Origin of the sequence: Halosimplex aquaticum (assembly GCF_028747785.1) — an archaeon.
In the GTDB taxonomy this organism is placed as follows: Archaea; Halobacteriota; Halobacteria; order Halobacteriales; family Haloarculaceae; genus Halosimplex; species Halosimplex aquaticum.
The window spans coordinates 1941838-1968636 of sequence record NZ_CP118158.1; the positions used below are offsets into that span (position 1 = coordinate 1941838).

The 26799-nt window shown below is 69.8% G+C and carries 37 protein-coding genes; 22 read left to right on the top strand and 15 right to left on the bottom strand.

All coding sequences use genetic code 11. The features are described 5' to 3' along the window. Positions 1–39: 39 nt before the first annotated feature. From PSC72_RS09790 to PSC72_RS09840, 11 genes are all read left to right on the top strand, one after another. A complete protein-coding gene (locus PSC72_RS09790; RefSeq protein WP_274325695.1) occupies positions 40–1095 on the top strand; it encodes an AAA family ATPase in 1056 nt (351 codons plus the stop codon). A 187-nt stretch (positions 1096–1282) separates the two neighbouring features. Next, positions 1283–1597 carry a 30S ribosomal protein S24e gene (locus tag PSC72_RS09795; RefSeq protein WP_274325696.1) on the top strand — a complete coding sequence of 105 codons (315 nt, stop codon included), beginning with the start codon at positions 1283–1285 and terminating at the stop codon, positions 1595–1597. Position 1598: 1 nt separating this feature from the next. Continuing rightward, positions 1599–1733: a 30S ribosomal protein S27ae gene (locus PSC72_RS09800; protein ID WP_274325697.1), complete on the top strand. Its 135-nt coding sequence runs from the start codon at positions 1599–1601 to the stop codon at positions 1731–1733. A 119-nt stretch (positions 1734–1852) separates the two neighbouring features. Beyond that, positions 1853–2434 (top strand): twin-arginine translocase subunit TatC, encoded by a 582-nt coding sequence (locus PSC72_RS09805; protein ID WP_274325698.1) that lies wholly within the window; start codon positions 1853–1855, stop codon positions 2432–2434. Next, positions 2431–2949, top strand: coding sequence for a hypothetical protein (locus PSC72_RS09810; RefSeq protein WP_274325699.1), 519 nt, complete (start codon positions 2431–2433; stop codon positions 2947–2949). Before PSC72_RS09805 ends, PSC72_RS09810 begins: the two co-directional genes overlap by 4 nt. A gap of 45 nt (positions 2950–2994) precedes the next feature. Then, complete coding sequence (locus PSC72_RS09815; RefSeq protein ID WP_274325700.1) at positions 2995–3756, top strand: glucose 1-dehydrogenase; 762 nt, start codon at positions 2995–2997, stop codon at positions 3754–3756. A gap of 74 nt (positions 3757–3830) precedes the next feature. Next, positions 3831–5525 carry a bifunctional N(6)-L-threonylcarbamoyladenine synthase/serine/threonine protein kinase gene (locus tag PSC72_RS09820; RefSeq protein ID WP_274325701.1) on the top strand — a complete coding sequence of 565 codons (1695 nt, stop codon included), beginning with the start codon at positions 3831–3833 and terminating at the stop codon, positions 5523–5525. Between the two features lie 132 nt (positions 5526–5657). Continuing rightward, the gene (locus tag PSC72_RS09825; protein WP_274325702.1) at positions 5658–6113 is read left to right on the top strand and encodes a universal stress protein; all 456 of its coding nucleotides are present in this window, start codon (positions 5658–5660) and stop codon (positions 6111–6113) included. A gap of 39 nt (positions 6114–6152) precedes the next feature. Beyond that, complete coding sequence (locus tag PSC72_RS09830; RefSeq protein ID WP_274325703.1) at positions 6153–7625, top strand: beta-alanine-activating enzyme beta-propeller domain-containing protein; 1473 nt, start codon at positions 6153–6155, stop codon at positions 7623–7625. Positions 7626–7737: 112 nt separating this feature from the next. Beyond that, the gene (locus PSC72_RS09835) at positions 7738–8016 is read left to right on the top strand and encodes a DUF5808 domain-containing protein (RefSeq protein WP_274325704.1); all 279 of its coding nucleotides are present in this window, start codon (positions 7738–7740) and stop codon (positions 8014–8016) included. A 107-nt stretch (positions 8017–8123) separates the two neighbouring features. Further along, entirely contained in the window at positions 8124–8795 is a 672-nt protein-coding gene (locus PSC72_RS09840) for a non-canonical purine NTP pyrophosphatase (protein WP_274325705.1), read from the top strand. Positions 8796–8823: 28 nt separating this feature from the next. Here PSC72_RS09840 and PSC72_RS09845 read toward each other — a convergent pair whose 3' ends face one another. From PSC72_RS09845 to PSC72_RS09860, 4 genes are all read right to left on the bottom strand, one after another. Beyond that, positions 8824–9294, bottom strand: a complete 471-nt coding sequence (locus PSC72_RS09845) for a DUF7384 family protein (protein ID WP_274325706.1) — start codon at positions 9292–9294, stop codon at positions 8824–8826. Further along, positions 9291–9422, bottom strand: coding sequence for a hypothetical protein (locus PSC72_RS09850; protein WP_274325707.1), 132 nt, complete (start codon positions 9420–9422; stop codon positions 9291–9293). The genes PSC72_RS09845 and PSC72_RS09850 overlap by 4 nt, the downstream gene beginning before the upstream one ends. A 264-nt stretch (positions 9423–9686) precedes the next feature. After that, a complete protein-coding gene (locus PSC72_RS09855; protein WP_274325708.1) occupies positions 9687–10355 on the bottom strand; it encodes a potassium channel family protein in 669 nt (222 codons plus the stop codon). Positions 10356–10423: 68 nt separating this feature from the next. Further along, a complete protein-coding gene (locus tag PSC72_RS09860) occupies positions 10424–11455 on the bottom strand; it encodes a hypothetical protein (RefSeq protein WP_274325709.1) in 1032 nt (343 codons plus the stop codon). Between the two features lie 131 nt (positions 11456–11586). Between PSC72_RS09860 and PSC72_RS09865 the strand changes: the two genes are divergently transcribed. Together PSC72_RS09865 and PSC72_RS09870 are read left to right on the top strand one after the other, a co-directional pair. Beyond that, complete coding sequence (locus tag PSC72_RS09865; protein ID WP_274325710.1) at positions 11587–11784, top strand: heavy-metal-associated domain-containing protein; 198 nt, start codon at positions 11587–11589, stop codon at positions 11782–11784. 89 nt (positions 11785–11873) lie between these two features. Next, positions 11874–12437 carry a hypothetical protein gene (locus PSC72_RS09870; protein WP_274325711.1) on the top strand — a complete coding sequence of 188 codons (564 nt, stop codon included), beginning with the start codon at positions 11874–11876 and terminating at the stop codon, positions 12435–12437. A gap of 40 nt (positions 12438–12477) precedes the next feature. Here the strand turns inward: PSC72_RS09870 and PSC72_RS09875 are convergent, their stop codons facing one another. Then, positions 12478–13461 carry a replication factor C small subunit gene (locus PSC72_RS09875; protein ID WP_274325712.1) on the bottom strand — a complete coding sequence of 328 codons (984 nt, stop codon included), beginning with the start codon at positions 13459–13461 and terminating at the stop codon, positions 12478–12480. A 118-nt stretch (positions 13462–13579) separates the two neighbouring features. Between PSC72_RS09875 and samp2 the strand changes: the two genes are divergently transcribed. From samp2 to PSC72_RS09895, 4 genes are all read left to right on the top strand, one after another. After that, the gene (samp2, locus tag PSC72_RS09880; protein WP_274325713.1) at positions 13580–13780 is read left to right on the top strand and encodes a ubiquitin-like small modifier protein SAMP2; all 201 of its coding nucleotides are present in this window, start codon (positions 13580–13582) and stop codon (positions 13778–13780) included. A gap of 307 nt (positions 13781–14087) precedes the next feature. Continuing rightward, a complete protein-coding gene (locus PSC72_RS09885) occupies positions 14088–14585 on the top strand; it encodes a peroxiredoxin family protein (RefSeq protein ID WP_274325714.1) in 498 nt (165 codons plus the stop codon). Between the two features lie 46 nt (positions 14586–14631). Then, positions 14632–15057: a GNAT family N-acetyltransferase gene (locus tag PSC72_RS09890; protein ID WP_274325715.1), complete on the top strand. Its 426-nt coding sequence runs from the start codon at positions 14632–14634 to the stop codon at positions 15055–15057. Positions 15058–15124: 67 nt separating this feature from the next. Then, positions 15125–15619, top strand: a complete 495-nt coding sequence (locus PSC72_RS09895; RefSeq protein WP_274325716.1) for a peroxiredoxin family protein — start codon at positions 15125–15127, stop codon at positions 15617–15619. 30 nt (positions 15620–15649) lie between these two features. Here PSC72_RS09895 and PSC72_RS09900 read toward each other — a convergent pair whose 3' ends face one another. The 4 genes from PSC72_RS09900 to larB all read right to left on the bottom strand — a co-directional run bounded on the left by PSC72_RS09900 (position 15650) and on the right by larB (position 18559). After that, positions 15650–17083 (bottom strand): phosphohexomutase domain-containing protein, encoded by a 1434-nt coding sequence (locus PSC72_RS09900; protein WP_274325717.1) that lies wholly within the window; start codon positions 17081–17083, stop codon positions 15650–15652. A gap of 92 nt (positions 17084–17175) precedes the next feature. Further along, the gene (locus PSC72_RS09905; RefSeq protein WP_274325718.1) at positions 17176–17499 is read right to left on the bottom strand and encodes a GIY-YIG nuclease family protein; all 324 of its coding nucleotides are present in this window, start codon (positions 17497–17499) and stop codon (positions 17176–17178) included. Positions 17500–17514: 15 nt separating this feature from the next. Continuing rightward, on the bottom strand, positions 17515–17664 hold the full coding sequence (locus PSC72_RS09910; protein WP_274325719.1) for a DUF7563 family protein: 150 nt from the start codon (positions 17662–17664) through the stop codon (positions 17515–17517). Between the two features lie 124 nt (positions 17665–17788). Then, positions 17789–18559, bottom strand: coding sequence for a nickel pincer cofactor biosynthesis protein LarB (larB, locus tag PSC72_RS09915; protein ID WP_274325720.1), 771 nt, complete (start codon positions 18557–18559; stop codon positions 17789–17791). 283 nt (positions 18560–18842) lie between these two features. On the opposite strand from larB, the gene PSC72_RS09920 reads away from it, so the two are divergent. Next, positions 18843–19010 (top strand): DUF1931 domain-containing protein, encoded by a 168-nt coding sequence (locus tag PSC72_RS09920; RefSeq protein WP_274325721.1) that lies wholly within the window; start codon positions 18843–18845, stop codon positions 19008–19010. Between the two features lie 34 nt (positions 19011–19044). Here PSC72_RS09920 and rpiA read toward each other — a convergent pair whose 3' ends face one another. Beyond that, complete coding sequence (gene rpiA / locus PSC72_RS09925) at positions 19045–19725, bottom strand: ribose-5-phosphate isomerase RpiA (protein WP_274325722.1); 681 nt, start codon at positions 19723–19725, stop codon at positions 19045–19047. 128 nt (positions 19726–19853) lie between these two features. Here rpiA and PSC72_RS09930 point away from each other — a divergent pair, with 128 nt between their 5' ends. Next, entirely contained in the window at positions 19854–20036 is a 183-nt protein-coding gene (locus tag PSC72_RS09930) for a hypothetical protein (protein WP_274325723.1), read from the top strand. Between the two features lie 44 nt (positions 20037–20080). On the opposite strand, the gene PSC72_RS09935 is transcribed toward PSC72_RS09930, so the two are convergent. Further along, complete coding sequence (locus PSC72_RS09935; protein ID WP_274325724.1) at positions 20081–20257, bottom strand: DUF7501 family protein; 177 nt, start codon at positions 20255–20257, stop codon at positions 20081–20083. Positions 20258–20501: 244 nt separating this feature from the next. On the opposite strand from PSC72_RS09935, the gene PSC72_RS09940 reads away from it, so the two are divergent. Continuing rightward, entirely contained in the window at positions 20502–20630 is a 129-nt protein-coding gene (locus PSC72_RS09940) for a hypothetical protein (protein ID WP_274325725.1), read from the top strand. A gap of 110 nt (positions 20631–20740) precedes the next feature. Further along, the gene (gene glmM, locus PSC72_RS09945) at positions 20741–22051 is read left to right on the top strand and encodes a phosphoglucosamine mutase (protein ID WP_274325726.1); all 1311 of its coding nucleotides are present in this window, start codon (positions 20741–20743) and stop codon (positions 22049–22051) included. A gap of 135 nt (positions 22052–22186) precedes the next feature. On the opposite strand, the gene PSC72_RS25725 is transcribed toward glmM, so the two are convergent. Continuing rightward, positions 22187–22345: a DUF7563 family protein gene (locus PSC72_RS25725; protein ID WP_006883194.1), complete on the bottom strand. Its 159-nt coding sequence runs from the start codon at positions 22343–22345 to the stop codon at positions 22187–22189. Positions 22346–22627: 282 nt separating this feature from the next. Here PSC72_RS25725 and PSC72_RS09950 point away from each other — a divergent pair, with 282 nt between their 5' ends. Beyond that, positions 22628–24073, top strand: coding sequence for an aryl-sulfate sulfotransferase (locus PSC72_RS09950; RefSeq protein ID WP_274325727.1), 1446 nt, complete (start codon positions 22628–22630; stop codon positions 24071–24073). 56 nt (positions 24074–24129) lie between these two features. Here PSC72_RS09950 and PSC72_RS09955 read toward each other — a convergent pair whose 3' ends face one another. The 3 genes from PSC72_RS09955 to PSC72_RS09965 all read right to left on the bottom strand — a co-directional run bounded on the left by PSC72_RS09955 (position 24130) and on the right by PSC72_RS09965 (position 26739). Continuing rightward, on the bottom strand, positions 24130–24708 hold the full coding sequence (locus PSC72_RS09955) for a DUF7090 family protein (RefSeq protein ID WP_274325728.1): 579 nt from the start codon (positions 24706–24708) through the stop codon (positions 24130–24132). A gap of 466 nt (positions 24709–25174) precedes the next feature. Beyond that, the gene (locus tag PSC72_RS09960) at positions 25175–26212 is read right to left on the bottom strand and encodes an AI-2E family transporter (protein ID WP_274325729.1); all 1038 of its coding nucleotides are present in this window, start codon (positions 26210–26212) and stop codon (positions 25175–25177) included. A gap of 104 nt (positions 26213–26316) precedes the next feature. Continuing rightward, on the bottom strand, positions 26317–26739 hold the full coding sequence (locus PSC72_RS09965) for a DUF2391 family protein (protein ID WP_274325730.1): 423 nt from the start codon (positions 26737–26739) through the stop codon (positions 26317–26319). Positions 26740–26799: the final 60 nt, after the last annotated feature.

Below are 26799 nucleotides of genomic sequence, written 5' to 3' on the forward strand. Positions count from 1 at the left end.
GAGATGGATTGATACGCCGGGGTCGCCTACCGACTGGCGATGGCCGACGAGTCCGAGGACGACGCGGCCGCCGCGGTCGAGGGGCCGCTGTGGACCGAGACCCACGCGCCGGCGCTCGAAGACCTCCCCCAGCCGAAGGTGCGCGAGCACCTCCGGAGCGTCGTCGAGGAGCCGATGAACCTGCTCGTCCACGGGCCGAAAGGCGCCGGCAAGACCGCCGCCGTGCGCGCGCTGGCCGACGAACTCCACGAGAACCCCGACGCCGACCTCGTGGAAATCAACGTCGCCGACTTCTTCGACATGACGAAAAAGGAGGTCAGCCAGGACGACCGCTTCTCGCAGTTCATCGACTCGAAGCGCCGCCGTGAGTCCTCGAAGGCCGACCTCATCAACCACGTCCTCAAGGAGTCGGCGAGCTACGCGCCCGTCTCGGGCAACTACAAGACCGTCCTGCTGGACAACGCCGAGGGCGTCCGCGAGGACTTCCAGCAGGCGCTGCGCCGCGTGATGGAGCAGTACTACGAGGCGACGCAGTTCGTCATCGCGACGCGCCAGCCCTCGGCGCTCATCCCGCCGATCCGCTCGCGGTGTTTCCCCGTCTCTGTCAGGAAGCCCACGCACGACGAGACCGTCGCCGTCCTCGAAGACATCGTCGAGGCGGAGGGCGCCGACCACGACGACGAGGGCATCGAGTACGTCGCGGGCTACGCCGACGGCGACCTCCGCGAGGCGATCCTGGCCGCCCAGACCACCTACGAGCAGGAAGGCGAGATCACGATGAACACCGCCTACGAGGTGCTGGGGTCGCTGGGCGCGGACGAGCGCGTCCAGGAGATGATCACGGCCGCCGAGGCCGGCGAGTTCACCGACGCTCGATCGACGCTCGACGACCTGCTCGTCGACGAGGGCCACAGCGGCGAGGAGGTCCTCGAAGACGTGCTGACGGTCGCGCGCTCCCGCTATTCGGGCGCGGAACTGGCGCGAGTCCATCAGCTGGCCGGCGAGATCGATCTCGACCTCCACGAGGGGACCAACGACCGCATCCACGTCTCGCACCTGCTCGCCGAACTCGGCGAGATGCGCGCCGGTCGGTGACGATCGGTCGCGGCCGGTGACGATCGGTCGCGGTCGGTGACGATCGGTCGCATCCGGTGCGGGTCGCGGCCGGTGCGGTGCGAACGAGTCGGCGAGCGCCCGCGGGCCCTTCGACCGGCGCCGCTGGCCGCGTTGTCCGCTTCGAAATCCTTTTACCCGCTTCGGGGGGAGTATTGGACAACGAACCATGGACATCGACATCATCGCGGAAGAGGAGAATCCGATGTTGCATCGGACGGACGTGCGATTCGAGATGACTCACGACGAGGCGACCCCCTCGCGGCTCTCTGTGCGCGACTCTCTCGCGGCGAAGCTCAACAAGGACGCCGGCGAGGTCGTCGTCCACGAGCTCGACACGAAGTTCGGCATGCGCAAGACCGTCGGCTACGCGAAGGTCTACGACGACGCCGAGCACGCCCGCGACGTCGAGCAGGACCACATGCTCGAACGCAACAAGATCGTCGCCGACGAGGGCGAGGCCGAAGAGGCCGAGGAGGCCTGAGATGGCGCGTCACGAACTCTACGAGGACGACGGGACCACCGAGCGCGAGCAGTGCCCGCGCTGCGGCGACACCTTCCTCGCGGACCACGGCGACCGCAAGCACTGCGGGAAGTGCGGCTACACCGAGTGGGAGTAGGTCCCGACTTCTCCGCCGTTTTCGCGACTTCGTAGCCGCTGTACCGGCGCTTTCCGGAACCCCCGACTGCGCCGACCGGGCAGAAGGTTGATACCGGCGCCGGCGGATCTTCCGTCTGAATGACCAGTCCCTCCACGGAGCGGATGGCGAGCGACTGCTCGGGGGTCCGGGCCGTCGGCGCCGAGATACGGAACCTCTGGACCGCTCTGGCCGCGATCACCGCGTTTCTGGTCGGGACCGTATCGACCTGGTTCGCGTTGCGCGTCTCCGTCTGGCCCGTGTTGAAGTCCGAGTTGGTGTCGGCGACCGGCGTCACCGTCGTCGCCACTACGCCGTGGGACGTGATCCTCCTGCAAGCGCAGGTCGCGGCCGCGGTCGGGCTGCTGCTCGCGGTCGAGACGGTCCTCTATCGGAGCCGCAGCGCGCTGCTGAGCGAGCGGTGGTGGTCGGGCGAACCGCTCTCGGCGGGAGTGCGCGCGCTCCTCGTCGCCGTCGGCGTCGCGCTGTTGCCGGTCGGGGCCGCGCTGGGCTACGACCACGTCGTCCCCGTCGTCGTCGCGTTCGTCGCGAGCGAGGGGGTCACGTGGTCTATCGTGCAGTGGGGCCGAACCGCGACGGGAGTCGCCGCGGTGTCTGGAGTGGCAGCCCAGGTCGCGTTCGTCAGTGCAGTCGTCGCGTTACGGGGAACCGTCGGGCGATGACTGGAGCGGACGGAACAGTACAGAGAGTCGTTCTGCTGGTCCCGCTCGTCGGGTCAGCGGCCGCACTATCCGGCTGCATCGGAATCGGGGACAGCGCGTCGTACGACGTCACGGTGCGGAACGACGACGATGCGGCCCACGAGGTCACCGTGGAGTTCGACCGGGGCAGGTCGTATCCCGTCCGGAACTGGACCCGGTCGGTCGAATCGGGCGCGACCGCCAGTATCGACGGCGTCTTGCACTCCTCGGACTGGCCGTACGGCTTCTTTCTCCACGTGTTCGTCGACGGCGACCACGTGAACACGACCAGCCACCGTCTGGACGGCGACGTGACGCTCGTCGTCGGCGAGAGCGGCGACGTGACGGCGAACGCCACCGAGGTCCTGACCGACGAGCGGCCGAAACGCCGCTACGGCACCGAGTCCGGGCGGTCGACCGCTGCTGACGAGCCGACCGGTACCACCGCTCCCGGGGATCCCGGAGCGGCGCCGTCCCGACTCCGTAGTCCTGAGTGACATATTCATGCCGTCGGCGGTCGAATCGGCGGGTGGAGACTACCAATGACACAGTTTGACGGCGATACGGCCATCGTGACGGGGGCGAGCACCGGCATCGGCGAATCGACGGCGAAGCGCTTCGCCGAGGACGGCGCGTCGGTCGTCGTCGCCGACGTGAACGTCGACGGCGGCGAGGGGACGGTCGCCGACATCGAGGACGCGGGCGGAGCGGCGACGTTCGTCGAGACGGACGTCAGCGACCCCGACGACGTGGCGGCGATGGTCGAGACGGCGGTCGACACATACGGCGGCCTCGACGTGGCGTTCAACAACGCCGGGATCGAGGGCGAGAGCCGCCCGACGGCCGACCAGTCGATCGAGAACTGGGACCGGGTCGTCGGTGTCGACCTGCGGGGCGTCTTCCTCTGTCTGCGCGCCGAGATCCCCGCGATGCTCGAAGACGGCGGCGGCGCGATCGTGAACACGTCGTCGGTCGCCGGACAGGTCGGGTTCCCCCAGATCAGCCCGTACGTCGCGAGCAAGTTCGGCGTGATCGGCCTGACGAAAAACGCCGCACTGGAGTACAGCGGCGAGGATATCCGCGTCAACGCGGTCTGTCCGGGCGTGATCGACACGCCGATGGTCCGGCGGTCGACGAGCGGCGACGGCGACTCGGTCGTCGACCGGGCGGTCGCGGCGACGCCGATGGGTCGGCTCGGACACCCGGACGAGGTCGCGGACGCGGTCGTCTGGCTCTGCTCGGAAGACGCCTCGTACGTGACGGGCGAGACGCTGACCGTCGACGGCGGCTTCACGAGCCAGTAACCGGGCGGGGGAACCGAGACCCCGCCGGAGACCGAAGTCGTCTTTTCCGTCCGGAGGAGATATGCGGCAACCACATGGCCGCGAGTCCGCCGAACGGGGACGGAGACGGAGCGATCCGGCGAGTGCTGGGCATCGAGGGGACCGCGTGGGCGGCCAGCGCCGCCGTCTACGAGGTCGCGTCCGACGAGGTCACCATCGAGAGCGACCCGTACCAGCCCGACAGCGGCGGCATCCACCCCCGCGAGGCGGCCGAGCACATGAGCGAGGCCGTCCCGTCGGTCGTCGAGACGGCCATCGAGACGGCCCGCGAGCGCGCGGCCGCGGCGGGCGAGGACCCGAACGACTCGCCGATCGACGCCGTCGCGTTCTCGCGGGGGCCGGGACTCGGCCCCTGTCTGCGGATCGTCGGCACCGCAGCGCGTGCGGTCGCCCAGCGCTTCGACGTGCCTCTGGTCGGCGTCAACCACATGGTCGCTCACCTGGAGATCGGACGCCACCGGTCGGGCTTCGAGGCGCCGGTCTGTCTCAACGCGAGCGGCGCGAACGCGCACGTGCTGGCCTTCCGGAACGGCCGCTATCGCGTCCTCGGCGAGACGATGGACACCGGCGTCGGCAACGCGCTGGACAAGTTCACCCGCCACGTCGGCTGGTCCCACCCCGGCGGGCCGAAGGTCGAATCCCACGCGCTGGAGGGGGAGTACGTCGACCTGCCCTACGTCGTCAAGGGGATGGACTTCTCCTTCTCGGGGATCATGAGCGCCGCGAAGCAGGAATACGACGACGGGACCCCCGTGGAGGACGTCTGTCGCGGGCTGGAGGAGACCGTCTTCGCGATGCTCACCGAGGTGAGCGAGCGGGCGCTGTCGCTGACCGGTCGCGACGAACTCGTCCTCGGCGGAGGGGTGGGCCAGAACGAGCGCCTCCAGGGGATGCTCCGCGAGATGTGCGAGCAGCGCGGCGCCGACCTGCACGTCCCCGAGAACCGCTTCCTGCGGGACAACGCCGGCATGATCGCCGTCCTCGGCGCGAAGATGGCCGCCGCGGGCGACACGCTCGCGGTCGAGGACTCCGCCATCGACGCGGACTTCCGGCCCGACGAGGTGCCGGTGACCTGGCGGGCCGGCGAACCGGTCGCAGCCAGCGCAGGGTCGAGCGCGGACGATACCGATGGCCCGGCCGAACAGCAGGGCGCCGAGGCGACGGTCACGGTCGAGGGCGATCACGTCGTCAAGCGCCGGCACCCGCGGTCGTATCGCCACCCCGCGCTCGACGAGCGGTTGCGCCGCGAGCGGACCCGCATCGAGGCGCGCCTGACCAGCGAGGCGCGTCGGCACGGCGTCCCGACGCCGCTCGTGCGCGACGTCGACACCGAATCGGCGACGATCGTCTTCCAGCGGGTCGGCGAGCGCGACCTGGACGACGGGCTCTCGGCCGAGCGCGCGGCGGCGGTCGGGCGCCACCTCGCGGCGATCCACGACGCGGGGTTCGTCCACGGCGACCCGACGACCAGGAACGTGCGCGTCGGTGCGTCGGGGACTGACGGCACCGATCGCGTCTTCCTCATCGACTTCGGGCTCGGCTACCACACCGGCCACGAGGAGGACCACGCGATGGACCTGCACGTCTTCGCCCAGAGCCTCGCGGGCACGGCCGACGACCACGAGCGACTACAGACCGCCGCGGAGGACGCCTATCGCGCCGCGAGCGAGCGCCCCGACGCCGTACTCGACCGCCTCCGGGAGATCGAAGGCCGGGGCCGGTACCAGTAGTCCGCGGAGAGCAACCGTCGGGAAGTCCAGTTCGGTCCGACAGGTCGATAGTCGCCCGACCCCGCGCTGTCGCCGGCCGTGTTAGCCGGTACCACGGAGTTTTAAATACCCGTCGGTGAACATACGAACACTATGGACCAGCCACTGGTCGTGTACGACGACGAGAACACGGAGCTGCTGAAAGAAGCGGGGGAACTCGCCGCGGGCGTGGACGCGACGCTGACCATCGTGTCGCTGATGACCGCCGACGAGTTCAGGGACGCGCGCGAAGCGCTCGACATCGTCGCGCAGGAGGAACACACCAGCTACGATGACAGCGTCGTCATCGACGCGGCCAAACGGCAGGCGAGCGAGACCGCCGAGGAGGTCTTCGACGACGGCGACGTCGACTGGCGGGTCGTCGGCGCCCGCATCGGCGACAACGAGAGCGAAGCCGACCGCATCCTCGAAGTCGCCGACGACAACGACGTCGACCACGTGTTCATCACCGGCAAGAAGCGCTCGCCGACCGGGAAGGCCGTCTTCGGCGACCGCGCGCAGGCGATCATCCTGAACTTCGACGGCCCGGTGACCAGCCTGCTCGGGTAACGGAAGACTTACTCCGCCCGACCCTCCTGTCCCGGATACATGGACGACCAGCAGACCTGGCGCCGGCGGACCCTCCTCCGCCGCGCCGGGACGGGCGCGCTCGCCCTCGCGACGCTCGGAGGTGCGACCGGGACGGGTACCGCCGCCGTGACAGACGCCGACAGCGACGAGTCCGGTCCCGCCGCGCGCCAGCGACCGAGCGCGTCCCCGACGCAGTGGCCGCAGTTCCAGGCCGACGCAGTCAACAGCGGCTACACCGAGACCCCCGGCCCGGTAGAGGGATCGGTGGCCTGGCAGTTCGACACCGGCGACCCGGGACAGTCCACGGCGACCCCGCCGGCGACCGGCACGCCGTTCGGCGAACCGCCCGACGACGCCCGGGACAACGTCGTCTCCTCGCCGGCGGTCGTCGACGGCACCGTCTACGTCGGGAGCAACGCCGGGTACCTCTACGCGATCGACGCCGTCAGCGGCGAGGAGACGTGGACCTACGAGACCGGCGAGGAGGTGATGTCCTCGCCGGCGGTCGTCGACGGCACCGTCTACGTCGGCAGCCACGACGGGCGCCTCCACGCCGTCGGCGCCGACAGCGGCGAGCGCGAGTGGGCCTTCGAGGCCGACGGCCCCGTCTTCGCCTCCCCCACCTACCGCGACGGGACCCTATACGTCGGCACGCAGGCGGGGTCGATGTACGCCGTCGACACCGCCGGTGAGAAGGTCTGGCAGCGCTCGGTCGCCGACCGCGTCGACTCGACGGCCGCCGTCGTCGACGGCACGGTCTACGTCGGGCTCTGGAACGACGACCGCACCGGGAGCGTGGTCGCGCTCGACGCCGCGAACGGCGAGCAGGTCCAGGAGTACCCCGCGTCGGGCGAGATCGCCTGTAGCCCGACCGTCCTCGACGGCGTCGTCTACTTCGGCGACTACGCTCGCACGATCTACGCCGTCGACACCGGGACGGCGGAACTCGTCTGGGGGCGGCAGTTCGACGGCGAGATCCTCGCCTCCCCGGTCGTCGTCGACGGCACCGTCTACGTCGGCGGGTTCGACGGCACGCTCTGGGCGATGAACGCCGCGAACGGCGACATCGAGTGGTCGTACGCGACGGGCGACCAGATCTTCTCCTCGCCCGCCGTCACCCGAGACGCCGTCTACGTCGGCAGCGCCGACCACTCGCTGTACGCGATCGACCGCGAGACGGGCAAGGAACTGTTCAGCGTCGAGACCGGCAGACCGGTCCTCTCGTCGCCGGCCGTGACGGCCGGCGCCGTCTTCGTCGGCAGCAGCGACAGCCGCGTCTACGCCGTCGGCGACCCCACGGGCGGCGAGTCCGTGAGCGCGACGCCCCCGGACGCGACCGACGACTCCCCGACCGGCACGGCCCCGGTCGGTGGTTCGGGCGAGACGACGACGGGCGACGGACCCGGGTTCGGCGCCGTCGGTGCGCTCGGCGCGCTCGGAGTCGGCGCGTGGCACCGACTCCGCGCCGCGGGGTCCGACGGCGACGAGTGACCGAACTGAGCGACGAGTGACAGGCCGGGGCGGCTGTCGGCTGTCGCCGGCGGCGGGCGCTCCGGCGTCTGCGGTGGAAAATCACTTAACCGGTCCGCCCCAATCGTGGCACATGGTCGACAAGCCCACTTCGGGGTCGCTTTTCGGCATTCCGTACAACTTCGAGCAGCCCAGCCTCAAGCGCATGCTCTCGACGTACTGGCAGCCCGGCGAGGGCATGCTCGTCGAGAAGCCCTTCGGCGTCGGTTACACCCTGAACCTGGCGAGCTGGCGCTCGTGGGTCGTCCTCGCCGTCGCCGGCGCCCTCTGGTGGCAACAGAGCCAGGGCGCGAAGCAGACCGAGTTCGAGGACGAACGCGACGAACCCGTCGAAGTCGTCGTCGAGGACTGAGCGTCCGTCCCGTTTTCCGTGTCCCCGTTCGCCGGCCAGCGACCGCGCTGTCCGACGAGACGCCGGAAACCAACGCACCTATGGCGAGGCGAGCGCACTCCTCGGACATGACCATCCGGTTCGTCACGACGAATCCAGGGAAGGTCCGCGAGGCCCGGGAGTACCTCGCTGAGCCGGTCGAACAGCTCGATTTCGACACGCCGGAGATCCAGAGCGACGACCTGGGGGCCATCGCCGCGCACAAGGCGAGAGCGGCCTACGAGTACGCGGACGAACCGGTCTTCGTCGACGACGCGGGCCTGTTCATCGACGCGTTCGACGGGTTCCCGGGCCCGTACTCCTCGTACGTCCACGACACCGTCGGCGTCGAGCGGGTCTGGCGACTCGCCAGCGACGAAGACGACCGCGGCGCGAGCTTTCGGGGTGTCGTCGCCTATTGCGACGGCGGCGAGTTCGAGGCCACGCCGGAGCCCGTGGACAGAGACGACCGCCGCGGCCAGGACCTCTCGGCCGAGGAGCGCGCGGCGGCGACGACCGACGAGCAGGTCCGCGCGGGTGACGGCGACGGCGACTTACCGGTCAAGCTCTTCTACGGCGTCGTTCCCGGCGAGATCGTCGAACCGCGGGGGTCCGGCGGGTTCGGCTACGACCCCATCTTCGAGTACGACGACCGCACCTTCGCGGAGATGGACGCAGAGGAGAAAAACGCCGTCTCCCACCGGGGCCGCGCCCTCGCGAAGTTCGCCGGGTGGCTGGAGACCCGCGAGACGACCGAGTAACGGACCGACGGCGGTTCCCGGACCGCTTCTACGCCCGCGGGTCGCGGTCCGGCCCGGGATACTCGCCGCCCTCGACCGCTTCGTACAGCGATTCGGCGTCGAACAGCGTCGCGAACGCCTTCGGGTGCTTGACGCTGGTCTCGACGCGACCGCGAATCGCCGCACCGGCCTCGGCCGACTGGAGGCGCTCCTCGAACGTCAGGACGTGCATCGCCCCGCCGTGGAGCGCCGAGGCCAGCGCCGGGTGGTCGCCCGCGGGCTGGTCGACAGGCTCCCGGAGGCCCTCGATCCGGTCGCGCCAGTCCGCCGCGAGGTCGGCGTCGGCCAGGTCCGCGACGACCGCCTCGGCGTCGTCGAGGAGCGCGTCGCTTGCGACGAGGGTCACCCAGGAGTGCGACCGCACGTGATCCAGCGCCTCCCGGGCGTCACCGCCCACGAGGAGGTCCGCCGCGAGCACGTCCGCGTCGGCGACGATCCGGGCGGGGCTGGCGTCGGTCACGACCCCGACACCTCCGCAGTTCCGTCTCCGTCGTCGTCGCCCTCGCGTCGCCGGACGAGCGATTCTCGCACGTCCGCGACCGTCACTTCTCGGCGGTCCGCCCGCTCGAACAGTTCGCCCCAGGACATGCCCGATCGGACGGACTGAGGCGGGTAAAACGCACGGATCGAGGAAGTGAAGCTTCGATCGAGTACGGAGAATCGCCGGACTGCGGCCGGTCTGCCACACGTCTGACGGGTGTTTACGTAGACAGGTCGAGAAGTCGTGCGTGGGCGCGCAGCGACGGCCTCGTTTCCCATCCTCCCCACGGCGCGCCCGCTCCGCAACCACTCCAAGACGCCCCGCGGTCGCATCCCGCGACCGCGACTTTCCGACTCCGAACAGCCACCGCGTCAGGCAGCCGCTTCCTCGCCGCGGAGGAACGCGCGGATGTCGGGCAGGTCGGCGGGAGCGGCCATGAGCGCCACGTCGTCGCCGGCCTCGATCTTCGTCTGCGGGAGCGGGATCTCCATCGGTTCGTCGCTCCGCCCGTGGGCGTAGATGTGAGCGTCGCCCTGGAGGTCGACGTCGACGACGCGTCGGCCGATGAGCGGCGAGCCCTCCGGGATGGCGACGGTCGCGACCGACAGCTCCTCGGTCAGGTCGGCGAGCACGTTGAAGTCACCGCCGAGGAGCGCGGTCTTGGCGCCGGCGGCGCCCAGCCGCTCGGGGTAGATGATCTCGTCGACGTCCTCGGCGTACTTCTCGTAGATCTCCTGGCGGTAGTCCTCGTCGATGCGCAGCGCCGTCCGCAGGCCGTAGTGCTTGCCGAGCATGCACGCCGAGAAGTTGGTGTTGAGGTCCCCCGTGAGCGCGCCCACGGCGTCGGCGTCCTGGATGCCCGCCTCTTCCAGCGTCGCCTCCTGCGCGCCGTCCCCCTCGACGACCGTGAACCCCTCCTCTCTGGCGCGCTCGACCTTCTTCGGGTCGTTGTCGACGATGACGAGGTCGTGGCCTTCGCTCCGGAGGATACGGGCCGTCCGCATCCCGACGCGACCGAAGCCGACGATGACGAACTTCATGGTACTCCGTAACACTCCCGGCCCCAAAACTGTACTCCCGAGCGGAATTTCGGGCGGCGACTCGGTCGTCAGTGGTCGCGCAGCGACCGCTCGCTCACCGGCGTCTCCGTCACCGCCTCGAAGCCTGCGGCGTCCGGACCGCCACTGCTCCCGGACGAGCCGTCGGCCTCGAACCGCGCGACGCCCACGCCGGCGACGACCGCGAGCACCGCGACGAAGGCGGTGGAGACGACCACGTTCGGGACCGCCGCCGCGACCGTTGCGAGCCCCGGCCCGGCCCGGTCGGCCGTCACGAACCAGGCGATCGGGAGCCACGCGAGCAGCGACCCGCCGAGGGCGCCGGTCGCCGTCGCGACGACGAACCGACGCGACGGCGCCGTCAGTCCGGCCCGCCGGACCGCCAGCACGCCCAGCGCGAGCCCGCCGCCGACGACTGCGAGGTCGCCGGCGAGCTGACCCACCTGAATGTACGTCGTCACGGTCGTCCCGACGGTCCCGAACTGCGGGAGCCACGCCGGGACCCCGACGCCGTCGCCCGCCGCCAGCGCGACGCCGCCCACCGAGTCCAGCGCGTGGCCGACACCGGCGACGACGCCGGCGGCGACTCCGAACGGGAGCAGTTCCCGCGCGGACCGAGTTCGCGACCCGTCGTCGCGCGTCGACGCGAACGTGACGCCGGCCAGCGCGCTGACAGTGAGGACGCCGGGGATCGCGACCAACATCGCCGCGACGACGAGCACGGTCAGAAACGGGCTAGAACCGGACGAACCGCCCGCGACGAGGACCCCCGCGACCGTCAGGAGCAGCGCCGTCGCACCGGCGGCGCAGACGACTCCCACGTACCGCAGGTACGTCCGGCCGACGTCGCGGTGACGGGCCTCGCGATACCCCAGCGCGAACGCCCCCGCGAGCACGGCGAGCGTGCCGAGTGCGAGTCCGGCTTCGCGGTAGACGGCAACTGTGACCTCCGTGGACCCGAGCCTTGGGAGCCACGAGGGGACCGGTCGGCGTGCAAGGACGATCGGCGGGAGGGACTTCGACGCGACGGCGAGGACCGTCAGGACGGCCGGCAGGAGGAGCGTACGGACGGAACGGCGCATACCGGCCGTTCGACCGCCGAACTGATAAAACGACGGTTCGCTCACACCTCTCGACGCCCCCGCCCCGGAACCGCGCCGAACGGGTCGCCGGGTCCGTTGCACACAAGAGCGTCCCGGCCCTTCCCCCGCGTATGGAACGACAGATCACGGTCACCGGCATGAGCTGTGAGGGCTGCGAACAGAGCGTCGAGGACGCGCTGGAAGACGTCCCGGGCGTCGACGGCGCCGAGGCCGACCGCGAGTCCGAGACGGCGACCGTCGAGGGCGACGCCGACGAGGACGCGCTCGTGCGGGCGGTCGAGGACGCCGGCTACGAGGCGTCGGCCTGAACCCCCGGAGTTTCGACGGGTCCGCGCCTCCCGGCGGCTTGCAACGCCCGGGCGGCCCCCTTTCTGGCCCGCACGGCTAGGCGGTGTCGATGAGTGTGACATCTCGCCGTGAGCTACTGCGAGCCGCCGGCCTCGCCGCGGCGGGCGGACTCGGCGGTTGCGTTCTCCGCGACGAGGGGCCCGGCACCGGACACATCTACGTCGAGAACACCGACAACGCCGACCACCGGGTGGCGCTGCGGGTCGTGGCGCGGTCCGAAGGGACGGCCGAGGGCGGGGCGCTGGGCACGACGGCCGGGGGCGGGACGGCGGCGCTGGGAGCGCCAGACGCCGTCATCTCGGCCTGGTACCGCGTCCCCCAGGGCTACGCGCTCGAGTTCCAGAACGTCATCGAGAGCGGGATCGTCTACTCGGTGCGGGCTGCACTCCCCGGCGCGCCCCCGTCGGACCGCGTGACCGGCGTCATCGACACTTGCTCCGGGGATCCGGCCGGCGAGCGGGTTATCAGCGTCCGGACCCGCCCCGACGGCCTCGGCATCATCCCCTGGGGCTGCAAGGAGGCGTACTCGCGAGAGGACCTGAACTACGTCGATCCGGAGGACTACCGCGTGGAATCCATCGAGGGGACCGTCGCCGACCCGCCGAACGATTGACGGTCTGTCGCGGCGCGGCGTCGAGGCGGTGTCCCGCCGCTCAGTCGTCGAGCGCGATCGACGCCAGCAGCGCTTCGAGCTGGATCCGCTCGTTCGCACCGGCGGTGATCCGGTACTCGGTCTCGCCGATGCGGTCGAGCAGGCGGACCGCCGCCTCGTCGCCGAGGTCGAACTCCCAGACCGAACGGTGGAGCTGGTCGATCACGTCGCCGCCGGCGATGCCCTCCTCGGTCAGCAGGCGGTCGAGCGTCGAGCGCGCCGCGGTGAAGTCGCCGTCGAGCGCCTCGACGACCATCTCCTTGATCTCCTCCGGGCGGGCGGTCGAAGTGAGCGCGTAGACGGCGTCCTCGTCGACCACGCTGCCGGTGACGGAGGCGGCCTGGAGCGCGTTGATCGCCTTGCGCATGTCGCCGTCGGCGGCGTAGACGAGCGCGTCGATGCCCTCCTCAGTGAGTTCGATCCCCTCCTGCTCGGCGATGTGGCGCATCTCCTCGGCGACGGCCTCGTCCGACAGCGGCGAGAAGCGGAAGACCGCACACCGCGACTGGATCGGGTCGATGATCTGGCTGGAGTAGTTACACGAGAGGATGAACCGGACGTTGTTCGAGAACTGCTCCATCGTCCGGCGGAGGGCGGACTGGGCGTCGGAAGTGAGGGCGTCGGCCTCGTCGAGGAAGATGATGCGGTAGTCGTAGCCGCCGAAGGAGGTCCGCGCGAAGCTCTTGATGCGGTCCCGGACGACGTCGATCCCCCGCTCGTCGGAGGCGTTGAGTTCGAGGAAGTTCTCCCCCCAGTCGTCGCCGTAGAGTTCGCGGGCGATGGCCGTTGCGGAGGTCGTCTTCCCGATGCCGGCCGGCCCCGAGAACAGCATGTGGCTCAGGTCGTTGCGGTCGACGTAGCTCTGGAGTCGCTCGACGATGTCCTCCTGTCCGACGATCTCGTCGAGCGTCTGCGGGCGATACTTCTCGATCCAGACTTCCTCCCGGCCCGCCCGCGACTCCGAGTCCTGGTCGGCCTCGCTCATGAGATATCGCAAGCGCGGGCCGTCCGTAAACCTACCGAGTGCCGACCGCCCTCCCCGACTGACTGCCGGCGTCGTCCCGGGACGACACGCTCAAGCCCGCTCGAACGAATGGCCGAGTATGCGCGTCACGGTCGCCGTCGCCGGCGAGGACACCCGCGAGGTCGAAGTCGACGAAGGCGCCACCTACGCCGACCTGCTCGACCCCCTCCCCTACAGCGCCCACCAGGTTTCGGTCCTCGTCGACGGCCGCCCCGTCCCCGAGGACGCCCCCGTGGAGAGCGACGAGGTCGAAGTACTGCGGCTCGTCAAGGGGGGATAACTGCACGCGTCCCGGTGTTCGAGAGCGGCGACGCCGCGGATCAGCTTCCGCCCCTGCTGCCGGATCCGCATCGTCGGTCGCGTTTTCGCTTCGCTCTGACCGCGTGACGCCGCTGTGAGAGCGACCTGCTCATCGAACGCTCGTCTCTGTGCCTGGAGCTGTGGAACGGAGTCGGCCGAACGCGACCGTTACCGACGGCAGGTGTGGCTTTTTCACCCTTGCTTTTACCCGGGATGGCCGCAGGCGACCTCCGAGCGAAAGAGATGGGACGTAGCGTTCATGCCACGGGGGCCGCAATCGGGAACCGATGAGTCGCACACAGCCGGCGCCCGACTTCGAGTTACCGAACGTCGGGCCGGGCCCCGACCCGTGCTCGCTGGCGGCGCTCGCCGAGCGGGAGTCGTTCGTGGTCCTCCTCTTCCAGGACGACCACGACTGCGCGGAGTGTCGGTCACAGGCGAAACGCGCCGGCGAGCGGTTCTCGGCGCTGCGGGCCCGCGACGCCGTCGCCGTCTCCGTCCTCCCCGAGTCGCGCGAGCGCGCCGAGGAGTGGCAGGAGCGCTTCGACCTGCCGCACCCGCTGCTGGTCGACCCGGGCGCGACCGCCGGCGCCGACTACGGGCAGCCGACGCGATTGGCGTTCCTCGGCGAGTGGGTCCCGGTGTTCGGCCGCCTGCCCGCTGCCGTCATCGTCGACACTCGGGGGAGCGACCCCGAAGTCGCGTGGACGTACCGCGGCCGGTCCTCGTGGGACCACCCCTCGATGACGACCGTCCTCGACGCGCTCGACGACCTCCGGGAGTGAGGTCGATGTCCCGCCACACCGCCCCGATTCCCCGCCACACCGTCCGATGGCTCGCGACGTGACCGTCCGGCCGGCGACGCCCGACGACCTTTCGAGCGTCCTCGGCGTGCTCGACGCCGGCGCCCTCGAAACCGACGCCGATCGGGTGCGGGCGAGCATCGACTGCGGCGACGCGTTCGTCGCCGTCCGCGACGGAACCGCCGACAGCGACGACGGTTCGGCCGGCGAGGGCGTCGCTCTCGGCGCGCTGGTCCTCGACGGCGACGAGATCGCGGCCGTCGCCGTGCGCCGGCGACGCCGCGGCCAGGGGATCGGGTCCGCGCTGGTCGCGGCCGCCGCCGACCGACGCGACCGACTCGTCGCGGAGTTCGACGGGAACGTCCGACCGTTCTACGAAGGCCTGGAGTTCGAAGTGATGCCCGTCGACGGGAGCGAGCGGTTCCGCGGCTATCTGGACTGCGAAGGGGGATGACGGCGGACTCCTCCGGCGCGGACCGAGAGCCGAGCGTTCATGACCCTCGGGACGAAACCGGCGGTCGATGAACCACCCGCTCGCCGCCCCGGAGTTCCTGCTGGCGAACGTCGGTCCCGGGCCGGACCCGTGTTCGCTGGCGGCGCTCGGCGACGCCGAGTTCGCCGTGCTCGCCTTCCTCCGGGATTACCACTGCGACTGGTGTCGCAAGCAGGTGCGGAGCCTGACCGATCGCTACGACGACCTGCGGTCCCGGGACGCCGAGGTCGTCGCCGTCCTCCCCGAACCCGCCGAGCGCGCCCGTCGATGGGTGGACAGGTACGACCCGCCGTTCCCGCTGCTGGTCGACCCCGACGGCACGGTCGCCGACGCCTACGACCAGCCGACGCAACTCGGCGGGCTCGGGGCCGCGAACGACTTCCTCGGCCGCCTCCCGGCCGTGTTCGTCCTCGACGGGCGCGGCGACGACCCCCGCTTCGCCTGGGCGCACAGGGGCGACTCGCCGCGGGACCGACCCGACGTGGACGAACTGTGCGCGAAACTGGACGCGCTCGGCGGCTGAGCGAGGCCGCGCGACGTCGGTCGGAGGGGCCTACACGAGCGGCTCGACCAGATCGCGGCCGGCGCCGAGCAGTTGGTCGACGCGGTCCTGCGAGCCCGCCTCGGCGTAGACGCGCAGTTTGGGTTCGGTCCCGCTCGGGCGCATGAGCAGCCAGGTCCCGTCCGCGAGGAAGACCTTGAACCCGTCCACGGTGGAGATGTCCTCGACCGCGGTGCCGGCGAGTTCGTCCGGCAGGGCGTCTTCGAGGGCGGCGAGGACCGGTTCCTTGCGGTCCTCGGGGCAGTCGACGCTGACGCGGTCCTGGACGATGCCGCCGTGGCGGTCGAGGAGGCCGTCGACGCGCTCGTCGTAGGCCTCGGCGTCCGCGATGGCCGCCGCGAGGAGCGCGAACGCGACGCCGTCCTTGTTCCGGACGTGCGCGGTCAGGCCGAATCCGCCGCTCTCCTCGCCGCCCATGACGGCGTCGTGGTCGTCCATGGCCTGGGCGACCCACTTGAACCCGACCGCGGTCTCGTGGACGTCCTGGCCGTGGTCCTCGGCGACGCGGTCGACGATGCTGCTGGTCGAGACGGTCCGCACGACGTCCTCGCTCGTGGTCGCCTCCGCCGACCACAGGTCGCCGTCGTCGAGGAGCGCCTTGTAGGTTGCGGCGAAGAAGAGGTTCGGGTCGAGGACGCCGCGCTCGGGCGTGACGACGCTGATGCGGTCGGCGTCGCCGTCGTTGGCGACGCCCAGATCCGCGCCGGACTCGGCGACGCGGTCGGCGAGGTCGGTCAGGTGGTCGGCCGTCGGTTCCGGCGAGTCGCCGCCGAACTCGGGGTCGCGCTCGCAGCGGAGTTGCTCGACCTCGGCGCCGGCGCGTTCGAGGATCGCGTCGGTGACGCCGCGACCGCTGCCGTGCATCGCGTCGTAGACGACCGACAGGTCCGAGAGGTCGGCGTCGACCGCATCGAGGACGCGCTCGGTGTAGGGGCCGACGAGGTCGGTCTCTTCGACGGTGCCCCACTCCCCGTCGGGGAGCGGGTCCGGTTCGGCGAGGCGGTCGGCGAGCGCGTCGGTCACGTCGGGGAGCGCGGGCGCGCCGCCGCTCGGGAGGAACTTCACGCCGTTGTACTCGGGCGGATTGTGCGAGGCGGTGATCATCAGGCCGCCGGCGAGGTCGCGCTCGCGGACGGTCCAGGCGACGACCGGCGTGGGGAGGTCGCGGCCGGGGACGAGCACGTCGAAGCCGTTGGTGGCGAGGACGCGGGCCAGCTCCTCGGCGAACCCGCGGGAGGACTCGCGGGCGTCGTAGCCGACCGCGACGGTCCCGGCGGTCGCGTCGGCGTCGATACCCTCAGCCTCCTCGCGCAGGTACGACGCGACGGCCTGGCCGACCATCCGGACGCGCGGCGCGGTGAACTCGTCGAGCGTCGCCCGCCAGCCGTCGGTGCCGAAGTCGATGGCGTCGGCGTCTGCGGTCATGCCAGAAGGCACCGGTGCCGACCGGAAAAAGGTGTGTGCGTGGCGTGCTATCACGACGGACGGGCCGGCGGTACTCGCCGACCGACCGGGGCTCAGCGGGCGTCGTCGGCCAGGAGCGACGCGGGGAGATCCAGCGTCGCGGGCACGCCGCCATCCGCGAGGAGCCGTTCCTTTGCGGCCCGCGAGCGCTGTTTGATCTCGTATTCGCGGGACATGGCCGCCGACTGCGAGGCGAACCCCTCGACGTGGACGAGGCGGACGGGCGTCCGGCCGCGTGTGTACTTCGCGCCCTCGCCGGCGTCGTGTTCGCGGACGCGGCGCTCGACGTCGGTGGTGTAGCCGGTGTAAAACGTGTCGTCGCCGCACCGCAGGACGTACACGAAGTGGTCGGGGTCCGTGGTCCGCAGGTCGGTCATGGGGCTGTGCGGGGACTACGCTTCGAGCGCGCGCTCTCTCGCGACCTCGGCGATGCCCGCGTTCGCCGAGCAGCTCGGACAGGCGTGGACCGCACCGCCTTCGTCGGCGAAGACGCGAGCGAACTGGTCGGAGACGTGCGCGCCGCAGTGATTACACGTTGGCATTGGTTTCTGCCGGCTGTCAACCGGTACCAGACAGTTGGCACGCCCCGGATAAAACGAGTGTACCAACGTGGTTTGGTGTCGTCCGTGTAACCGGCCGCTGGCCGCCAGCGCGGGCGCTCCGTGGTCATCGATCGCTTCTCGCCCGGTCGATCTGGCGGGCGATCAACCCCGCCTGCGCGCCGGCGGTGAAGCCGGCGTCGACGTTGACGACCGAGAGCGCGGTACACGACTGGATCATGCCCGACAGGGCCGCCTCGCCCTCGCCGGCGTGGCCGTATCCCGTCGAGACCGGGAGCCCGATGATCGGGACGTCGACGAGGCCGGCGAGCACGGTCGGGAGCGCGCCCTCCCGACCGGCGGCGACGACGAGCACGTCTTGTTCGCGGAGAGTTTCGAGAGAGTCCACCACGCGTGCGAGCGACGCGACGCCCACGTCGTCCACCCGCTCGACCGTCGCGCCTATCTCCCTGGCGATGGCCGCCGCCTCGCCGGCCGGTACGGCGTCGGAGGTCCCCGCGGTCACCACGCCGACCGTCGCGTCGAGGTCCGGCCGCTCAAACTCCGGTGCTCTCGCCACGAGGACGCCCGACCGGTCGTCCACGTCGACGGCCGCCTCCGGGTGGTCCGCCGCGAGCACGTCTCGGACCGCCTCGGCGACCGCTTCGTCCGCTCGCGTCACGATCGCTCGGCCTGTGGTCTCGACGGAGGTCGAGGCTAACGCGGCGACCTCCGCCGGCGTCTTGCCCGTCGCCAGCACCGCCTCGGGGACGCCGCTCCGGCCGGCGCGAGCGGCGTCGAACCGCCCTGCCTCGCCGGTGGCGTAGCCCGCGAGTTCGGCTTCGGCCGCCGCGGGCGAGAGCTCTCCCGCCGCGACGGCTTCGAGTAGTTCGCGCATATCCCCCCTCTGTGTTCGACCCACTTGACCCTCCCCCTCCCGGTCGGCACTGTCGCCGCGCGACCGACCGCTCACTGTCCGGTGAGCGCGCGCGAGCGGCCCCAGGGGGCCGTTGCAGCCTGATTCGGGTCGATTCGACCCCCGATCTCCCAAAAGATACTTAAACTATCGTCGTTCCGATGTCCCGACATGCCGTGAGCGACGCTCAGACCCCCGACAAAGCCGGCGAGACTGCGTATAATTGGGAAAGTTTATAAACCATCCATTTGTTCAGACACCTTGTATGGCAGACCTCATTGTCAAGAACTCGGTGAAGGAAGCGCTCGACGAGATGAACGTCTCCCGCGACTTTTACGACGCCCTCGACGAGGAAGTCGAAGGACTCCTCGAGCGAGCCCAGCGACGAGCCGAAGCGAACGACCGGAAGACGGTGCAGCCGCGCGACCTGTAAGGTCGACTCAGTTTCGCTTTTTTGGGGGAAGTCGTCACGGCTCGAACACGGTTACGTCAGTCTCCGTCCCCACGTGTACCTCGTCGGCGAAGTCGACGAACAGCCCGTGCTCGACGACGCCCGGCAGCGCCGATAGATCGGCCGCGAGTCCCGCCGGGTCCGGCATCGCGCCGAAGTCGCAGTCGAGGATCAAGTTACCGTTGTCCGAGACGACGGGGCCGCTCTTGCGGTCGGCTCGCCGGAGCTCTGGTTGGCCCCCGAGCCGGCGGACGGCGTCCGCGACCGTCGTCCTGGCGTCGGGGAGCACCTCGATCGGGACCGGGTAATCGAGAACGTCTACCTCCTTGGTCGGGTCGGCGACCACCAGGAGCCGGTCGGCGGCGGCGTCGACGATCTTCTCTCGGGCGTGCGCGCCGCCCCCGCCCTTGACGAGGTCCGCGCCGTCGAACTGGTCGGCGCCGTCGATGGCCACGTCGACGGCGGTCTCGTCCAGCGTCGTCAGCGGGATCCCCGCGTCGATGGCTATCTCCCGGGCCTGGAAGGAGGTCGGGATGCCTTCGATATCGAGACCGCCGTCGACCTCGCGGCCGAGGGCGCGGATGGCGTGGGCCGCCGTGCTCCCGCTACCCAGTCCGACGACTGTCCCGTCCTCGACTTCCGCGGCCGCGCTCTCGCCCGCGCGGCGCTTGGCCTCCTCGCGTTCGCTCTGGTTCATGTCCGAGTCAAGACCGCCCCCCGGCAAAACGCTACTGGCAACGTTCCGAGGCCGCCGACCTCGCCCGGATCGGTCGGCGGCGCGCACGGCCGAGACACGCTGAAGTGGGCCGCGTCGAGAGAGACGGTATGGAGGGCGAGTGTACCTACTGCGGGTCCGACGTGGCGGCCCACGACCCGCTCGTCGTCGGAGACGCGGACGGGACGGTCGGGCAGTTCTGTAACTACGCCTGCCTGTCGGCGCACATCGAATCGGAAGAACTGGTCGTCGGGGACGCCTGCGAGTGGTCGCCCGACGCGGACTGCCGGTGAGGACGGACCGACGACCTGCGCGCGGATGGCCGGTTTCTACCCGATCAGCCGCTCCAGCCGCCGGTCACGTCGTCCGAGATCCGGTCCCGCCACGTCTCGAACTTCGCCTCGCAGTCCGGGCTCTCGGCCGTGTGGTCGACGAACCCCGCACCGGGCGAGGCGAGGCGCGCGCCGCAGAACGGACACCGCTCCGGATCGCTCCAGGATTCTGACGTTGCCATATCGGGAACGCCGCCGTCAGCCCACGTAAAGGTTTCCGGAAAATACCTAAGGGCAGTGGCGTGATGATTATACACCCTATTATCCAACTCGGCGTAATCGGTTTACTCGATTTCGAGTTGATCATCCGTGCGAATCTCTCCCAACGGTGTGGATCAGGGACTAACGCTGCGCGATAGGATACCTTATATTCTCAATTCAGAATAATAGGAACGCTTAAACGGCGCGAAGAGGTGGAGGTCGATAATGGCAACCCAGCAGTACGCGAACGTCGGGGCGTACGACTGTCCCGACTGCGACGGCGAGATCGACTTCGAACACCAATCGTGGCAGTGCGGCGACTGCGGCTACGTGCCGCGACACGGCGCCGACTGATCCGGAGCGGCGGAACGCGCTCGCGTTCCGCGCCGTGAACCGACCGCGATCGGGCGCCGCGTCCGCGGCGGACGGCCGAGTTTTTTGGTCCAGTCGTTCGAGGGTCATGTATGTTCGGAACCAGCGGCATCCGTGGACCCGTCGGCGAAGACGTGACCGCCGAACTCGCGCTCTCTGTGGGGCGAGCGGTTGGCGTCGACGCAGACCGCGCCGTCGTCGGCCGGGACGCGCGCGACAGCGGGCGCCTCCTCGTGGACGCCCTCTCCGCGGGCCTCCGGGAGTCCGGCACCGACGTGGTCGACCTCGGGTTCGCGGCGACGCCGACGGTCGCGCGGAGCGTCTCCCTGGAGGACGCCGACGCCGGCGTGGTCGTCACCGCCTCACACAACCCCGCCCCCGACAACGGCATCAAGCTCTGGCAACCCTCCGGCCAGGCGTACGACGGCCCGCTCCGGGAAGCGATCGCCGAGCGCGTCCGCGAGGGGACGGCCGACCTCCGTGCGTGGGACGAACTCGGCGACCGCGAGCGCCGCGACGGCGCCGACCGCCACGTGGAGGCCCTCGTCGACAGCGTCGACGTGGTCGAACCCCTCTCCGTGGTCGTCGATCTGGGTAACGGCGCAGGCGGCGTCACCGTCGAGGCGCTCCAGCGCCTGGGCTGCGAGGTCGAGACGCTCAACGCTCAGCCCGACGGGTCGTTCCCGGGCCGGCCGAGCGAGCCGACGGAGGACAACTGCCGATCGCTCGCGTCGCTGGTCGCCGCGAGCGACGCCGACCTCGGGATCGCCCACGACGGCGACGCCGACCGGATGCGCGCCGTCGCGGGCGACGGGACCTACCTCTCCGGCGACGTGACGCTCGCGATCCTCGCCCGCGAAGCGGCCAGCGAGGGCGAGAGCGTCGCGGCCCCGGTCGACACCAGCCTCGCCGTCGACGACCACCTCGCCGACGACGGCGTGACCGTCGAACGCACGCGCGTCGGCGACGTCTACGTCGCCGAGCGGGCGAGCGAGGCCGGCGTCGCCTTCGGCGGCGAACCCAGCGGTGCCTGGATCTGGCCGTCGGAGACGCTCTGTCCCGACGGCCCGCTCGCGGCGTGCAAGCTGACGGCGCTGGCCGCCGAGCGCCCCCTCGCCGACCGCCTCGCCGACGTGGAGACCTATCCCATCCGGCGCGACTCCGTCGAGACCGACGAGAAGGGCGCGGTGATGGAACGCGTCAGCGAGCGCGTCCTCGCGGAGTACGACGACGTGACGACGCTCGACGGCGTCCGCGTCGACCTCGGCGACGCGTGGTTCCTCCTGCGGGCCAGCGGCACGCAGCCGATCGTCCGCATCACCGCAGAGGCTCGCGACGACGACCGCGCCGAGGAGGTCTTCGCCGAGGCGCGCGACCTGCTGCTCGCAGCGGTCGACGAGTGACGGCCGTCGCTCCGGCGGACGCCGGGAGGCGCCGCTAGACGGCGAGGAAACAGGAGAAGCGTCCTGGGCGTCCGGGTGTTCCCCCCGACTCCGTCAGGTCGCCTCCCCCCGAGAATTTCACGACGATACAGGACCCTATCCGCGACGGGTCGAGCGCGCCTCGCGAACGTCGGCCCCGTCGCGGATCTTGTCCTCACACTGAGGACAGACGCGCGGCGACTCGACCCCGTTCGGCGTAAACACCCGTGCGTAGTCTGCCGTAACGAAGGAACCGCAGTTCTGGCATTCCGGCATACGTTGTATCCCTTCGAGTACTGAACCTTAATGGTTGGTGATTTGGTAGTAGCACGCACACCCCGTTGATCCCCGGTCTCATCGGGTGAACCGACGGATCGAGCGCGCCCGGAATCCACGGCCGCGCCGTCCGACGGAACGCCGTTACTGTTCGTGCAAGCTTCACCGGGAACTGTCCACCGGGCCGGCGGGACGGCGGGGCGACCGGTAGAGAGCGGTACGGTTATATCCGAGAGACGGTTGCACTTCGACAACCGGAACGCGCGTTCCTCGGGGTCTATCATGGACAGGGATTCGCTCACGCGACCGCTGGTCGCCCGCCTCTGCGTACTCGCCCTCATCGTCGTACTACTGGTTCCCTCCGGCGTCTCGGCGCTCACGCACGAACCGATCGAACTCCAGCGGGGGACCATCGACGAACCCGCCAACGGCACCACCGTCATCGCCGTCCAGGGGTTCAAGGGCCGCGGCCAGAACAGCTCCAAGAAGCCCGCTCGCCTCGTCGGCGTCGGCCCCGAGGGCGACCTGAAGTGGCACTACGAGCCCAAAGACGACGTGACGTGGTTCTACGACGTCGACCCGCTTGACGACGGGACCCTGCTGGTCACCGGCGTCACCCGCGACGGGACGACAGTGTTCAAGTACGACCCCGCCACCAACAGCCGCGTCTGGACCGAGCGCCTCGACGCCCACGACACCCACGACGTGGACCTGATCAACGGCGACGAGCTGCTCGTCGCCAACATGCGCAACTACAACGAGACCACGGGGGTCAACGACGACCGCCTGTACGTCTACAACCGGACGACCGAGTCGGTCGTCTGGGAGTACCGCTTCGAGCGCATCTACGACCGCGGCGACGGCGGCGACTACACCGGCGACTGGACCCACGTCAACGACGTGGACAAGATCGGCGAGGGCCGCTATCTCGCCTCGCCGCGCAACATGGACGAGGTGGTCGTGATCAACCGCTCGACCAAGGACGTCGAGCTCTCTCTGGGGAGCCCCGACGACCACAGCGTCATGTACGAACAGCACAACCCCCAGTATCTGGAGAGCGAGTCTGGCGTCCCGACGATCCTCGTCGCCGACAGCGAGAACGACCGCGTCGTCGAGTACGAACTGCGGAACGGGTCGGGCCGCAACGCGACCTGGGAGCGCACCTGGAACCTCGGCGTCGACGGCAACCTCAACTGGCCGCGCGACGCCGACCGCCTCCCGTCGGGCAACACGCTCGTCACCGACTCGCTCAACCACCGCGTCATGGAGGTCACCCCCGAGGGCGAGGTCGTCTGGGAGTACTACGCCCCCTGGGGCACCTACGAGGCCGAGCGGGTCCAGCTCGGCGACGAACCCGGCGGCCCCACGATCGCCGACCAGAACGCCACGGGCGCCTACGGCCTGAACGGCTCGGCCGCGCTGACGCCGGGGGCCACCGAGCGCGCGACCTTCGCCGCGTGGCTCCGGGACACGTTCGCGGGGACCCCCATCTCGGGCCCGGTCGACGCGTTCGCCGAACGGTGGGCGCACGTCGCGCCGTGGGTCCGCCCAGTGTGGATGGACCCCTGGGCGTTCGTCGCCTTCATCGGCGCCGCCGCCCTCACCGTCGGCTGGGCCGGCGGCGAGGCGGTCTATCACCGGCGCTGGATCCGCGACCGCCTCCGCGCCGGCTACGACCGACTCCGGTCCTCCGGCGACTCGTCGTCACGAGCCGACTCGGACGACTGACGGCGCCGCCGCTCTGGGAACGTTCTCCGGCGAGTGAACGCGAACGAGGCTCCGCCTCAGAAATCCGCGGTGACCGAGCCGTCCTCGGACAGGTCGACGACGCCGTCGAAGCGCGCGCGGAAGTCCTCGAGTTCGGCCTCGTCGTGGACGCCCTTCGCGAGGTGGAACAGGCCCACGGCGTCGTGTTCGTCGAGCAACTCCAGGATGGCGTCGACGGCCTCGGCCGCCCGCTCGGCGTCGGAGTAGTAGATCATCTCGGTGACCGAGTCGAGGCTGACGCGTCGCTTGCCCCCCGTGGATTCGAGGAACACGCGCGTCTCGTCGACGATGCCCTCCAGGTCGTCGGGCGCGGAGACGTACTTGACGTTCTCGGACTGGCGGCGGGTGTAGCCGCGCTCGACCGACAGCGCGTCGAGGATGGTCGCCCGGTCCTCGTCGACCTCGTAGTGTTCGAGCTTCTGGCGCACTTCCCGCGCCGTCGTCCGCGTCGAGATGACCAGCATGTGGTCGGTGTCCGTACTCAGGAAGTCCGTGTCGATCCGGTCTGTCTCACCCGTGCTCGGGTGCACGAGGAGGATCCCGGTCCCGCCGGGAACCGTGTCCGGCGCGTTCTCGATAGCGAGACGGTAATCCATGTCCAGTTGAGAGGCTGGTATCGCCTTAAGCCTGCGGGACCTGATCCCATCTTTTTCGCCGGTGGGTCACCTGCGACGACCCCCCGGCCAAAAACATGGGTGAAAACACCGGGAGAGCAATCTCTCCCGAGCTGCTGGAAAATCGAAGATTTTCCGCATGACGAGAGACGCAAAGCGTCTCTCGAACCACCTCGTTCGCTTCGTCTTCGCGCGGCGGAGCCGCGCGAACGGTCCGAGGGAGCTCCGCTCCCTCGCTACTCACGAGGGAGGCCGCTCGCGCGGAGTGCGAGCGGTGAACCGCCTCGCTTCGCTCGGCGGATGCTCAGTACAGAGGGCGGGCGTATCACCGACGCCGACAACAGTCGTCAGTGTTCGCCGCGTGGCCCGGAGGCTCTCGTGTTGAGTGGGTGTTTCATACGTCGTGGATTCGTCGGGCCGCACGGAAACAGGACGTGTAGAGTCTCGCTCAGACGGTGGCCGTCTCTTCCTTCGACTGGGCAAACAGGTCCAGAACGACTTTCGCTCCACCGAGGGCCACGGGACCGATGAACAACCCCACGGCTCCGAACAGGATGAGCCCTCCGAAGATTCCTACCACGATAACAGCTACGTTGATCGCTCCGCTCCGGCCGATGAGGGCGGGTCGAAGATACATATCTGAACCGCTGACTATCGACCCGTACACCACGAGGATGCCAGCCGTGACTGGGCGTCCGAGCGCGAGAAGGTAGAACGATACCGGCACCCAGACGCCGAACGCGCCGACCAGCGGAAGCAAGGTCAGGATAAACGTCGCGACGGTCAGGAAGACGATTCCGGGCACGCCGATGACCGCCAGTCCGACACCGAGGAGTACCGCCTGGACGACCGCGACGGCAACGTTTCCGACGACGGAGGCCCACATGAGGTGGTCGAGTTCGACGAGCAGTTCCCGCTGCACGTGGTCGTCGATGGGGAGGACCGATCGCAGCCAAGCGATGAGTTGGTCGCCGTCCCGCAACAGCGTAAAGAGGACGAACACCGTCACAGTGACCCCGATGAGCACACCTGGCAGGCCGCCGATGATGGACAGCGCGCCAGTGGCCAGCCCCTGCAATCCTGTGGCGATCGGTTCCTGATACGTCGCGTACAGCAGGTCGAGGTCGACGACGTACCCGATCGTTTCGAGTCGGTCCTCGATCCTGTCGAGACTGAACGCGCCCTCCTGGGCGACGGCTAGTAGCTCTAGACCCTGTCGGAGTGCGATGGTGAGGACGTACGCGATCGGGAGGAGGATCACGAAGATCGACGTCGCGATGAGGAGGAGTGCGGCCTTCGTAGAACTCGTCCGTCGCTCCAGAACGCGTTGGACGGGTGCGAGGACGTATGCGAGTACGACTGCGAACAGGACGTACTGGAGATACGGGAGGACGATCAGTGCAGCGAGGACCACACTCACCATCGCCAAGACCGATAACGCGTTCCCGTGCGAGGACCACCCTGGCAGCGTGTCCTTCTCGACCATGAGCACGTTTCGATAGCGACGGCAATAGACCTCTAGCTGAGTGAGCCCTTCTACCCGTCAGACCCAGTTCCACGAAGTGATCAGTGCGTACGCAGGACTGTCCGTCAGAACACCGAATCAGCGGTCGCGGCGCCGACGACGCTAAAGATGGCGCCGACGCTGACGGCGCGGGCGGTGATCTGGGCGCGCTCGATGGTAGTGACGTTCTCGAGAAACGTGCTCGGCGCGGTCAGCGTGAGCGCGAGGACGGCGACGGATCCGTACGAGACCAGCATGAGCGAGACGAAGCGGAGGGGGACGCCGGCGACCTCGGCCTCGCGGTCGGGGTCGCGGTCGTCGTCGGCCTCGTAGAGGGCGCCGTAGCCGATGGCGAACACGACGGCGACAGTCACGGCGGCGTGCCACCAGCTCATGTTCGTCGCCAGCACCCACACCTCCTCGGTGACGACGAACGGCCCGGCGAGCAGGAACCCCCCGACCACCTGCTGGGCGGTGTCGGCGAGCTTGTACCGCGGCGCCCGTCCCATTGCTCCGCGATATCCGCGGCACCACCTAAATCCTGGCGTTCCCCACCGCGACGGCGACGG